General features: G+C 48.3%; 10 protein-coding genes and 4 pseudogenes. 10 read left to right on the top strand and 4 right to left on the bottom strand.

Annotated features, from left to right (window positions below):
- Positions 1-53: 53 nt before the first annotated feature.
- Positions 54-1034 (bottom strand): GMP reductase, encoded by a 981-nt coding sequence (gene guaC / locus D368_RS08920; protein WP_031378398.1) that lies wholly within the window; start codon positions 1032-1034, stop codon positions 54-56.
- 217 nt (positions 1035-1251) lie between these two features.
- Here guaC and D368_RS20090 point away from each other — a divergent pair, with 217 nt between their 5' ends.
- Positions 1252-1395, top strand: a complete 144-nt coding sequence (locus D368_RS20090) for a hypothetical protein (RefSeq protein WP_003151982.1) — start codon at positions 1252-1254, stop codon at positions 1393-1395.
- A 40-nt stretch (positions 1396-1435) separates the two neighbouring features.
- Here the strand turns inward: D368_RS20090 and yumC are convergent, their stop codons facing one another.
- Entirely contained in the window at positions 1436-2431 is a 996-nt protein-coding gene (gene yumC, locus D368_RS08915; protein ID WP_031378399.1) for a ferredoxin--NADP reductase 2, read from the bottom strand.
- 310 nt (positions 2432-2741) lie between these two features.
- On the opposite strand from yumC, the pseudogene D368_RS08905 reads away from it, so the two are divergent.
- The 4 genes and pseudogenes from D368_RS08905 to D368_RS08890 all read left to right on the top strand — a co-directional run.
- Positions 2742-3959, top strand: a pseudogene (locus D368_RS08905) (NAD(P)/FAD-dependent oxidoreductase); the annotation flags it as partial.
- Positions 3960-4132: 173 nt separating this feature from the next.
- Positions 4133-4258 (top strand): YuiA family protein, encoded by a 126-nt coding sequence (locus D368_RS08900; protein WP_007408708.1) that lies wholly within the window; start codon positions 4133-4135, stop codon positions 4256-4258.
- A gap of 68 nt (positions 4259-4326) precedes the next feature.
- Positions 4327-4647 carry a YuiB family protein gene (locus D368_RS08895; RefSeq protein WP_003151989.1) on the top strand — a complete coding sequence of 107 codons (321 nt, stop codon included), beginning with the start codon at positions 4327-4329 and terminating at the stop codon, positions 4645-4647.
- A gap of 100 nt (positions 4648-4747) precedes the next feature.
- Positions 4748-5389 (top strand): 3D domain-containing protein, encoded by a 642-nt coding sequence (locus D368_RS08890; protein WP_003151990.1) that lies wholly within the window; start codon positions 4748-4750, stop codon positions 5387-5389.
- A 28-nt stretch (positions 5390-5417) separates the two neighbouring features.
- Here the strand turns inward: D368_RS08890 and D368_RS08885 are convergent, their stop codons facing one another.
- Positions 5418-5894 carry a divergent PAP2 family protein gene (locus D368_RS08885; RefSeq protein ID WP_039254019.1) on the bottom strand — a complete coding sequence of 159 codons (477 nt, stop codon included), beginning with the start codon at positions 5892-5894 and terminating at the stop codon, positions 5418-5420.
- 147 nt (positions 5895-6041) lie between these two features.
- Between D368_RS08885 and D368_RS08880 the strand changes: the two genes are divergently transcribed.
- Both D368_RS08880 and D368_RS08875 read left to right on the top strand, forming a co-directional pair.
- Entirely contained in the window at positions 6042-7532 is a 1491-nt protein-coding gene (locus D368_RS08880; RefSeq protein ID WP_039254021.1) for a leucyl aminopeptidase, read from the top strand.
- 132 nt (positions 7533-7664) lie between these two features.
- On the top strand, positions 7665-8993 hold the full coding sequence (locus D368_RS08875; RefSeq protein WP_025650207.1) for a Na+/H+ antiporter NhaC family protein: 1329 nt from the start codon (positions 7665-7667) through the stop codon (positions 8991-8993).
- 45 nt (positions 8994-9038) lie between these two features.
- On the opposite strand, the pseudogene D368_RS08870 reads toward D368_RS08875, so the two are convergent.
- Positions 9039-9631: pseudogene (locus tag D368_RS08870) on the bottom strand (biotin transporter BioY).
- 99 nt (positions 9632-9730) lie between these two features.
- Here D368_RS08870 and D368_RS08865 point away from each other — a divergent pair.
- The 3 genes and pseudogenes from D368_RS08865 to D368_RS08855 all read left to right on the top strand — a co-directional run bounded on the left by D368_RS08865 (position 9731) and on the right by D368_RS08855 (position 12292).
- Positions 9731-10328 (top strand): annotated as a pseudogene (locus D368_RS08865) (sulfite oxidase-like oxidoreductase).
- Between the two features lie 174 nt (positions 10329-10502).
- Positions 10503-11371, top strand: a pseudogene (locus tag D368_RS08860) (alpha/beta hydrolase).
- 135 nt (positions 11372-11506) lie between these two features.
- Positions 11507-12292: a 2,3-dihydro-2,3-dihydroxybenzoate dehydrogenase gene (locus D368_RS08855; protein WP_077722775.1), complete on the top strand. Its 786-nt coding sequence runs from the start codon at positions 11507-11509 to the stop codon at positions 12290-12292.
- Positions 12293-12294 lie beyond the last annotated feature (2 nt).

Raw genomic sequence — 12294 nt, 5'->3', positions numbered from 1 at the left:
TATATATATATATATNTNTNTTTTTTTTTATCTTCGAGCGGCTCTGCCGCGTGTTAAAATCTGTCGCCGTTGAAAATAGAGTTTTTTACGATTACATAGTCGACATTACGGATGGCTTCGAGTGTATTGCCGCCGGCGTAAGAGATGGAAGATTGCAGATCCTGCTCCATTTCAACCAGCGTGTCCTGTAAAGACCCTTTATGTTCGACATGCATTTTTTTGCCCTCGACGTTTTTCTTTTCGCCTTTTTGAAATTCAGAAGCGGAGCCGAAATATTCTTTGTACAGCTTTCCGTCGATTTCGATTGTTTGTCCCGGTGATTCTTCGTGGCCGGCGAATAATGATCCGATCATGACCATAGACGCGCCGAATCGGATGGATTTCGCGATATCGCCGTGCGTGCGGATGCCGCCGTCAGCAATGATCGGTTTGCTCGCAGCTTTTGCGCACCAGCGAAGCGCGGCTAATTGCCACCCGCCGGTTCCGAAGCCGGTTTTAATTTTTGTGATGCAGACTTTCCCGGGGCCGATTCCCACTTTTGTCGCGTCAGCGCCCGCGCGTTCCAGCTCCCTTACGGCTTCAGGCGTCCCGACATTCCCTGCGATGACAAAGCTTTCCGGGACATGTTCTTTAATAAATTGAATCATGCTGATCACGGCATTGGAATGGCCGTGCGCGATATCAATGGTAATATAATCCGGCACCAGCTCCTGTTCTTTCAGCTCCCGGATGAATTCATAGTCATTTTCCTTCACGCCGACACTGATGGAAGAAATCAGTCCGCGCGCTTTCATATCCCGGACAAAAGCCAGGCGTTTTTCGGGCTCGAAGCGGTGCATGATATAAAAATACCCGTTTTCCGCGAGCCAGGCCGCGATGTTTTCATCTATAATCGTCTGCATGTTGGCCGGTACGACCGGAAGTTTAAATGTGTGTCCGCCCAATGTAACTGATGTATCACATTCAGATCGGCTTTCAACAATGCATTTTGCAGGAATCAGCTGAATATCTTCGTAATCAAATACATTTTCCATATATAACACCCCTAAAAGCGAATAATATAATTAAATAAAATTAAAATGTTCGTCTTTTTATAATGTACTTCGTTTTGTCAGGAATGTCAAATGATTTCATGCTGCCTCATACGCGGTCAGCTTGTCATCCATTTGCAGTTTGGTTATCATAGTAGTATTGGTTGTTGTAAGACATTTGTTACGATAGATAGATTTGCAGAAGAAGGGAGGGGCCGGTGTGGAACAAAAACAGCCCGGGCACAGCCCGAAAGCCCAGAAAATTCAGGACCGGATTATTTTAGGCACGATTTGGGTCGTGTCAGCGCTTGTCATTGCGCTCGTTGTCGGAACCGTCATGAATTATATTTGGATGTTTAAATAAAAAAGAGTCTGTGCCGGTATGACACAGACTCTTTTTTATATTATTTTTCAAACATGCTTGTAGAATGCAGTGGCTGGACGCGCGCTTTCGGGTCCATGTAAGCCTTCGCGTTGTTCACGGCTGTCGGAGCTTCGCCGAAACCGCTGGCGATCAGCTTGACTTTGCCTTCATATGTGCAGATATCTCCGGCGGCAAAGAAGCCTTCAATATTCGTTTCCATCGTGCTTTTGACGACGATGGAATTTTTCTCGATGTCAAGGCCCCAGTTTTTAATCGGGCCGAGAGAAGAAACAAAGCCGTAGTTTACGATCAGGTCATCAATTTCAATGATTTCTTTACGGTCGCCTTTCACTTCTTCGAGAACGAGCTGTTCGATCCGGTCTTCACCGACAAGTTCAGCGGGAACAAACGGTGTCAGCACGTTGACTTTAGAATTATGCAGGTTTTCGACACTGTGCTCATGCGCGCGGAATTTATCACGGCGGTGGATGATGCTGACTTCTTTAGCAATCGGCTCAAGCATGAGCGCCCAGTCAACAGCGGAATCGCCGCCGCCCAGAACGGCAACGCGTCTGCCTGCGAATTGATTGAGGTCGTCAATGAAGTAGTGCAGGTTTTTGCTTTCATATTGTTCCGCTGATTCCAGCTCAAGCTTTCTCGGCTTAAATGCGCCGTTTCCCGCGGTGATAATGACCGTTTTTGAATAATGCGTTTCTGAATTCGTGACAAGCTTAAACACACCGTCCGCCTGTTTTTCAACAGATTCGACGGCCTGCTCTAAGCAGATGGTCTGATCGAACTTTGCCATTTGCTCTTTTAAGTTGTTCACAAGTTCCTGGGCGCGGATTTTCGGGAATCCGGCTACATCATAAATATATTTTTCAGGGTACAGCGCGCTGAGCTGGCCGCCAAGCTGAGGCAGGCTCTCGATGATTTTGACGCTCGCCTGTCTCATTCCCCCGTAAAAAGCGGTAAACAGGCCGACCGGGCCGCCGCCGATGACCGTAATATCATAAACCTTTGAATCCTCTTGCATACCAAATTGCCTCCTAATTGAAAATTGTTATTAATTATAACATAGAATTTGAAAGGATGACGAGTGCCGAAAACCGCCCGGCCGCTTCATTCTTGAAAAAAATTGCGGCTGCCGCTAAGATGGGGACAAATTCCAATCTGTTTTTTCCTGAATGTTTTCCGATTCTTCCGGATAGTATGGTGATATGCAGACATGTGCGGTTTTCTAAAAAATTTTATATTTCATTTCATAAAATCCCGCCAATAAGCTGAAGCTAATACAAATGTTGATTTGATTATGCGTCTAACAGCAAAAAAAGAAGGTGGATGTGATGGCATTGAATAAACCCAAAATCGTGGTTTTAGGTGCAGGTTATGGTGGATTAATGACAGTAACAAGGCTTCCGAAGCATATCGGGGCAAATGACGCCGACATTACTTTGGTCAATAAACACAATTATCATTATGAAACGACATGGATGCATGAAGCGAGCGCAGGAACGCTGCATCATGACCGCTGCAGATATCAAATAAAAGATGTAATCAATGAATCACGGGTCAAATTTGTGCAGGATACCGTAAAAGCGATAGATGTGCAAAATAAAAAGGTGACGCTTTCACAAGGGGACATCCCTTATGATTATCTCGTCATCGGGCTTGGCGCCGTCCCTGAAACATTCGGAATTAAAGGCTTAAAAGAATTCGCTTTTCCGATCGCGAATATTAATACGTCGCGCCAGCTGAAAGACCATATTGAGCTCCAATTTGCGACATACAATACGGAGGCCGAAAAACGCCCTGACCGCTTAACCATCGTTGTCGGCGGAGCGGGCTTTACGGGAATTGAATTTCTCGGTGAACTTGCGAACCGCAAGCCGGAGTTATGCAGATATTATGATATAGATGAAAGTCTCGTCCGGATCGTCTGTGTCGAGGCCGCCCCGACGGTTTTGCCGGGATTTGATCCGGAGCTTGTCGATTACGCCGTTCAATACCTTGAGAGCAAAGGCGTTGAATTTAAAATCGGCACCGCGGTTCAAGAATGCCGTGCAGACGGTGTCACAGTCGGCAAGAAAGATGAAGAGCCGGAAGAAATCAAATCGCAGACCGTTGTCTGGGCCGCGGGCGTGCGCGGACATCCGATCGTGGAGGAAGCGGGTTTTGAAAATATGCGCGGCCGTGTCAAGGTCAACCCTGATCTTCGGGCGCCGGGACATGATGACGTTTTTATTCTCGGCGACAGCTCGCTCTTTATCAATGAAGAGACGGAACGGCCGTACCCGCCGACTGCTCAGATCGCGATGCAGCAAGGAGAAACGGTCGCTAAAAATCTGGGCGGTTTGATTAAAGGAGGCCAGCTTGAAGAGTTCAAGCCTGACATTAAAGGAACCGTCGCCTCCCTCGGTGAGCATAACGCTGTCGGAGTCGTATACGGCAGGAAGCTCAAAGGCATGCCGGCGTCCTTTATGAAAAAGGTCATTGATAACCGCTCGCTATTTATGATCGGCGGGCTGGGCCTGACGCTGAAAAAGGGAAGTTTAAATTCTTTTGAAAACCCGCGGCCGCGGGTTTTCTCTTCTTTTAAAAAAGAGCGCTATAAAAAGCATGTAAAAGAAAAAAGAATGTTTCCGCTTACATGAGTTGTTATGTTACATATTCTGACTTGTTGCTTGACAAGTAAATATGATATATTATCAGAAAATTAAGAAAAAGGGTGGTCCGCATGAAAACGACAGCAAAAAGCACGGCGGCGTGTCCGTTCTGCTCAGGTAAAGGGTATTTTCAATTGCTTCTTGGCGGCTCCGAAACATGTCCCTCCTGCCAGGGAAGCGGCAAAGAGAGACGCTGATTTTTCCAGACGTTGACTTTTTTACCGCCCCCGAGGTACACTGAAAGTGCTGTAGGGGGTGGATGTTTGTGATTAGTTTGCCGGTTGTCCTGATCTCAATCGTACTATTTTTTGTACTGTTTTTCGGCATAGGCTTTCTGTTGAACATGCTGCTTAGAATGTCGTGGATTATGGCTGTTGTCTATCCGATTGTATGCCTTTTCATTATCAGCAATAAAAAGATGATCAGTTACGTGCAGGCGCCGGGGGAATCCTTTCAAAGCCTGTTTCAGCGCATCATGTCATTAGCGGTTGCGGATGTCGTGATTTTGGCGGGCGGACTGGCGGGAGCCATCATGTCAGGCATTGCCATAAAGGCGCTCAGAAAAAGAGGATATCAAATGTTTTAAGCCGCTTTCTTATTCAAGAAAGCTTTTTTTGTGTCGCGGCGCTTTTTGTATAGCACCTCACCGAGTTGGGAACAATGACTCGGAGGAGAGTGATTTCAGATTGACGATAATCAGACGTGTATTCATGATCGTGCTCTTTTTGGGCGCATGCCATGCGACATACTTTTCCATAACCGGTGTTGAAGCAAAGGATCTGACAAATTGGATGACGGAACATCGCGGCGCCGTTTTGAAAAACATCGGCACTCCGTTTCAATCCTTACAGAATCAGCCGGAAAAGAAGGCATCAGGCAGGGTAAAGCCGCTGGAAGAAGCTTTTGACTGGGAACGCTATCCGTCACAAAAGGTGACGGCCACCGGTTATACCGCCGGAGCGGAATCTACCGGAAAATCTCCGGGTCATCCGCAGTACGGAATTACATATTCAGGCGTGAAGGTCAAACGCGATTTATATTCAACTGTTGCGGCCGATCCGTCTGTTTTCCCGATCGGGACGATTCTGTTTATACCGAATTACGGTTACGGGGTTGTCGCCGATACCGGCTCAAAAATTAAAGGCAGCCGCCTTGACCTCTACTTTGACACTGTCAAGGACGTCTATAACAATTGGGGCAAAAAAACACTTGAAGTCTACATTATTAAAAAAGGGAACGGCACAGTGACTGAGGACGAACTTGTAAAGCTGAACGAAACAAAGTCGCTGCAAGTGTTCAGAAATCAATACAAAACGGTAAAAGAATAAAAACGCTTCAGCATCCGCTGAAGCGTTTTTACATAAAGAAATAATCTAAAATCAATGTCAGCACAATACCGGTGACGCCGCCGAAGAACACTTCAATCGGCTGATGGCCGAGCAGCTCTTTCAATTTCTTCTGTTTTTCTTTCTCTTCCGCTTTCTGAAAGTCCTTCGCTTCGCTGACAAACCGATTAAAGTCGATGACCAGTTTATTAATGACTGTCGCCTGTTCACCCGCATGCCGCCTGACACCTGTAGCATCGAACATCGTAATGACGGCGAAAATCGCGGCGACTGCAAACAGGGGCGAGTCCAGTCCCTGTTCCAAAGCGATTCCGGTTGACAGCGCGGTGACGGCGGCGGAATGGGAGCTCGGCATGCCGCCGGTGCTCGTCACAAGAGACCAGTCAAGTTCTTTGGATACGATAAATTGAATAGGCACTTTTACAACTTGGGCAAAAATAATGGCGGCAAAACTCGCCAGTAAAGGAAAATTCATAAGTACATCCATATGCGACATCCTTTCTGTATCTGCTGATTCCGATCGTATCGAAAAACTGCAGAAAACGCCCTTGGTTTGGTAAAATAAAATCAATGAAAAATGTTTTTTCATTATACCACTTTACATAACAAATACCCACATAAGGAGTGTGTACTCATGTTTTATGCATCTGATCAACTGCGGCATCCCGAAACACTGGTCATCGGTCTTTTTCAAAAAAGCACGCTGAACGGATTTACGAAGGAATTGGATGTTAAATTGGACGGTCATCTGACCCAGCTGTTAAAGGATGGTGATGTGTCCGCCAAACGCAATCGTGTATCAAAAGTATACCCTCCGGCTGCGACCGGTATGAAACGTATTTATTTTATCGGCCTGGGAAGAGAAGCGGATTATTCGTTTGAAGATACGAAAGAATGTTTTGCACGAGTATTTCAGCGGATTCATCAAGATAAAAAACAGGAAGTATCCGTGTTGCTCGATACATTCGTCTCCGGGGAAGTGCCTGCCGCCGATGCCGCTCATGCGCTTTCGGAAAGCTGTCTGCTTGCGGTTTATGAGGTGCAGGATTATAAACATAAATCGAATGAGCCGGATCAGGAACTGAAATCAGTCTGCGCCGTGACCGAAGAAGACCTGAGGGAAGTGCAGGCCGGCCTGAACGTCGGCGCGGCATACGGCCAAGGGACGAATTCAGCCCGCACGCTTGTGAATATGCCGGGTAATATGCTGACGGCCACTGATTTGGCGTCATATGCCGCTGAGCTTGCGGCAAAATACGATTTCGAGTGTGAAATTTTAGAAAAAGATGAAATGGAAGAGCTCGGCATGGGCGGGCTGCTTGCCGTTAACAAAGGCTCATCCGAACCGCCGAAAATGATCGTTCTGAAGTATCAGGGCAAAGATCAGTGGGAAGACGTCATCGGCCTGGTCGGTAAAGGAATTACCTTTGATACGGGCGGATATTCAATAAAGCCGAAAACCGGCATCGTCGGCATGAAAAGCGATATGGGAGGGGCCGCCTCAGTATTGGGCGCAATGGAAATTATCGGCGAACTCCGGCCTGAACAAAACGTGCTCGCCGTCATACCGTCTACGGACAACATGATTTCGTCCGATGCTATGAAGCCTGATGACGTCATCGTTTCGCTCAGCGGAAAAACCATTGAGATCCTGAACACCGATGCGGAAGGGCGTCTCGTGCTTGCCGACGGCATCACATACGCCAAGCAGCACGGAGCCTCTGTCCTTGTAGACGTCGCAACGTTAACGGGCGGTGTCATTGTCGCCTTAGGGAACGAAATGACGGGCGCCATGACCAATCACGCCGCTTTTTATGAACAGGTGGCGGAATCGGCGAAAGAATCCGGCGAGCCGATCTGGCAGCTTCCGATTACAGAAAAGGATAAAAAACGGGTGAGAAACAGTCAGATGGCTGATTTGAACAATTCTCCGGGAAGAGAAGGCCACGCGATTATGGCGGGGGCATTCCTTGGTGAATTCGCGGAAAACACGCCGTGGGTTCATCTCGATATTGCGGGAACTGCGACAGCGAATAAAGCGACATGCTTCGGCCCTGCCGGCGCAACAGGCGTCATGGCAAGGACGTTGGCTGTTTTGACTGAGCGGTTTACGCCCGAAAGATAACAGCATCCCGCTGCCTTGATGCAGCGGGTTTTTTGATTTCCAAAATCTTTAGTTGACTAAAGCGCGGAATGTATGTTAACTTTAATTATCTACTACATTAGCAAACTAAAGGATTTTTGGAGGGACTCATCAATGAATGCTGTTGTTGTCGCAGTATTGCTTATGCTCGTCTTAAGCCTGCTGCGTGTCAATATTATTATAGCTTTAATGATCGGCGCGCTTGCCGGCGGGCTGACCGGCGGCTTAGGCCTCGGAGAGACGGTGAAGGCTTTTACGGACGGTCTCGGCGGAAATGCCACCGTCGCGGTCAGCTACGCGCTGCTCGGAGCATTTGCCGCGGCGCTGACAAAGACGGGGCTTCCCGATGCAATGGTGGAAGCGTCTGTCAAACTAATCGGAAAAAAGGAAGATTCGCGGAAAAAAGCACTGTCAAAAGTGTTAATCGTACTGATTATTTTAATCATATCCTGTTTCTCGCAAAACGTGGTGCCCGTTCACATTGCGTTTATTCCTGTATTGATTCCGCCGCTTTTAAAAATATTTAACGAACTTGAAATAGACCGCAGACTGATCGCGTGTGTGATGACATTCGGACTGACTGCGCCGTATATCGTTCTGCCTGTCGGTTTCGGACAGATTTTCCAAGGGATGCTGAGAGATAATATGGCGTCAGCCGGTTTAAAGGTGCCGCTCAGTGATATTCCGTATGCTTTAATCATCCCGACGGCCGGGATGGTAGTCGGATTAATTTTATCCGTCATCGTCTTCCGGAAACCGAAGAAATATGAGACGAAGGAGATTGCCGGACTATCGTCTTCTCCTTATACGAAAAAAAGCATTGCCATCGCCCTGATCTCCATTGCCGTGTCGCTTGCCGTTCAGCTCTATCTGTCACAAGTGCTCGGAGTGGAAGGTATGATCATGGGCGCGCTTGCCGGTTTGTTTACGCTGTTTATCAGCGGAGTCATGAAGCGCAATGAAGCGGATAAGCTGATCACGGACGGCATGATTCTGATGGCTTTTATCGGGTTTGTCATGCTTGTTGCGGCCGGTTTTTCAAATGTATTGAACAAAACGGGTGATGTGGCTTCCTTGGTCAAAGCATCAACAGGCTTTATCGGTCACAGTCAATCATTAGGCGCGCTCCTGATGCTGGTGGTCGGTTTATTAATCACGATGGGAATCGGATCATCATTTGCAACCGTACCCGTCATTACGACCATATTTGTCCCGCTGTGCGCTCAGCTCGGATTCAGCCCGATGGCGACGATCGCCGTAATCGGAGCGGCCGCCGCGGTCGGTGATGCGGGTTCTCCTGCAAGTGACAGTACGCTCGGGCCGACGTCAGGCCTCAGCGCCGACGGACAGCACCACCACATTTGGGATACGTGCGTACCGACATTTATTTTCTATAACATTCCGCTTGTGATATTCGGGTGGATTGCCGCGCTTGTTCTGTAAAAAAGGCTCCCGGAAAGGGGAGCCTTTTTGTATGCTGAGAACATCTTACGCCGGATTTCTGCTGAACCCCGTCGCTTTATGAATAGACCTGTATACGGCAGGCGTGATAGATGCCAATAACAGTGCTAAAATGATATCTTTTATGAAAAACCATATCATGTACAACCAGGCCATTCCGTAGCTGATCGGAGCATGAAGCCATAATTTCAGCGCAATATACGTATAGGTCGTGCCAATGATATAAATGACGGCGGTACCGATCAAAGAGGCCCATGCATAATGCAGGCGGCCGGGTTTTTTTGTTTTTCCAGCAGCCATCCGGCTGCAAATGCCGCCGGGATGTAAGCGAGAATAAATCCGCCGCTCTTTCCGATAAACGGCGCAAAGCCTGCTGAGAATTGAGCGAAAACAGGCGCCCCCGCGAGTCCGGCCAATGCGTATACCGTCATTGCAATGGCTGCCCGTCTGGCGCCGAGAAGCATCGCGGCTAACAGACAAAAGAAAGGCTGCAGCGATAACGGAATTCCCGCAACTTGCAAAAAAGGAGCCATTGATGTAATGTTGGCGCCGACGGCCATCAGGGCGGCAAACATGCCGATAAGCGCCATATCGCCCGCGCGAAGGTTGCGTTGTTTCATTTGTTTTTCCCCCTTACACTTGTACCAGATTAGCGTAATCGAAGGGTGATTGATTGTCAACAAAGATTTAATAAAGGTTTACTAAATGGAGGGAGCCATATGTTTTTCGGGAAAACGAAGCAAACAAAACAGTCGGAACGGATTCCGCCAAATCAAAATGTCACAACGAAGTTTCCCGTGCTTCACGCCGGAAATGTTCCTTATTATGAAGATATGTCAAAATGGAATCTGCAAGTGTACGGGCTTGTTGACCGTCCTATGCTGTTAAGCTTTAAAGATATCAAAGCCTTTCCGGAAGCCGAAGTGAAAAATGATATTCATTGCGTCACGGGCTGGTCCCGTCTTGATAATATCTGGCAGGGAATACGCGCCAAAGACATCGCTGAGAAAGCGGGTGTGCACAAAGAAGCGGGATTCGTCATTCTGCACGCTGAAGAGGGCTGGACGGCCAACCTGCCGCTTTCTGATTTTACGCGGGAAACATCCCTGCTGGCATATGCGCATAACGGCGAGCCGTTAACGCCAGAGCACGGCTATCCGCTCAGAGGCGTTTTTCCCCCATCTTTATTTCTGGAAAAGCGCAAAATGGCTGCGCGGCATTCAGTTCACAAAGGAAAACCACCCCGGCTTTTGGGAGAAAAACGGCTACCATATGAGGGGAGATCCATGGAAGAATGAGCGCTTTACATGGGATTAAGCCCCTATCCCTACATAGTTCTTAGGTACCTTATTGAAATAAGGTGCTTTTTTATATCAAAAATCCATTGACTTTGTTTGGCAAAAAACCTATTATTTGAGGTGTCTTTTGATATTGAAAATCATTATCAATAAGGATAGATAAAGCAATTGCCACAAAGGGGATGAACACATAATGGACGGAAAACAAATAAAGCGGGGTTTCGCGCCGGCCGGCCGATACGCGGTTCCGGGCACAGAAGTAAGAGAAATGCGCTCAAAAGGAGGCCGTACGTATCGTATCTTTGTCTCTTTACCTCAGGAAGAACCGCCTGCATCCGGCTTCCCTGTCATATACCTGCTCGATGCGAATTCCGTGTTCGGCACAATGGCCGAAGCTTTGCGGGTGCAAAGCCGACGGCCTGAAAAAACAGGCGTTGTGCCGGCGGTGATTGTCGGAATCGGCTACCCGACAGATCAGCCGTTTTCCGCCGAACGGCACAGTGATTTTACGATGCCGCTTTCTGAATCAGAACTGCCGGTGCATCCGCACGGCGCGGCATGGCCCGAACAGGGAGGGGCGGAAGCGTTTCTGGAGTTTATAGAAGAAGAAGTAAAGCCCGCGATGGAGCGGGATTATCCGATCGACAGAGGCAGGCAGACGATTTTCGGCCATTCGCTGGGCGGTCTTTTTGTGCTGCAAGTGCTTTTGACGAGGCCGGACATGTTCCAGACCTATGTTGCGGGAAGTCCGTCAATTCATTGGAACAAGCGTTTTATTCAGGAAAACGCGGAACGTTTGTCAGACCGGCTCTCTGCGGAAAATCTTCAAGTCAGCGTATTGCTGGCTGCGGGAGAAATTGAAAAACACATAAAAGCAGAATCCCGGAGCACGCAGAGGCGCTGTACTCTTTATTATCCGGATTTGAAGGTGATGGAGTCCGCGCTGAATACAGCGAGTTTGAAGGAGAGGGCCATATTTCTGTCCTGCCCGTTTTAATCAGCAGAGCCCTGCGTTTCTGCCTGAATCCGGGAGGGCCGCATACCCCGTATTCTCCCGCATGAGAAAAAACAGGCCCTTCGAACTAAATGCGGCTGATTCTAATTTTCTAATTGACTGCGTGTTTTGATTTGGATATGATTGTCTTGAATCATAATTGATAATGATAATCATTATCAATATAGAAAGGGAATGATAATATGGACGCATTGGGAATGAAAGGGAAAACGGCCGTTGTCACCGGCGCCGCTCAAGGCATCGGAGAAGCAACAGCGCTTGCCCTTGCTGAACAAGGCGTAAATGTGGCAGCTATAGATACAAATGAAGACCTGCTTCCCGGGCTAACTGACAGACTTCGGCAAAAAGGCGTGCAGGCGCAGGGGTTTGCCGCAGATGTATCTGACAGTGCGGCTGTCAATGATATCATCGCTGCCGTTGAACGTGACATGGGGCCTATTGAAATATTGGCGAACGTTGCGGGCGTGCTGCGGCCGGGTCCGGTGCAATCCCTCAGTGATGAAGATTGGGATCAAACATTTTCTGTTAATACGACCGGCGTATTTCATGTATCGCGGGCTGTCAGCCGGTACATGATGGAGCGTCAAAAAGGCGCCATCGTTACGGTCGGTTCGAATGCAGCCGGCGTTCCGCGTGCTTCCATGGCGGCTTATGCGGCGTCAAAAGCGGCTGCCGCCATGTTTACGAAATGCCTCGGACTGGAGCTTGCGGCCTATCATATCCGCTGCAACATCGTATCTCCCGGTTCAACGGAAACCGACATGCAGCGTGCGCTGTGGCGGGATGAAAACGGAGCACAGGACGTTATCAGAGGTTCGCTTGATACATATAAAACGGGAATTCCGCTTCAAAAGCTGGCAAAGCCTTCTGATATTGCAAATGCCGTTTTGTTTCTGGCCTCTGAACAGGCAAGCCATATCACGATGCATGATTTATGCGTGGATGGCGGCGCTACTTTAGGCGTTTGATG

Source organism: Paenibacillus lentimorbus NRRL B-30488 (genome assembly GCF_000411595.1).
Lineage (GTDB): Bacteria > Bacillota > Bacilli > Bacillales > Bacillaceae > Bacillus > Bacillus velezensis.
Note: the sequence above shows the minus strand (reverse complement) of the source record. Positions and strands in the feature narration are given on the sequence as shown.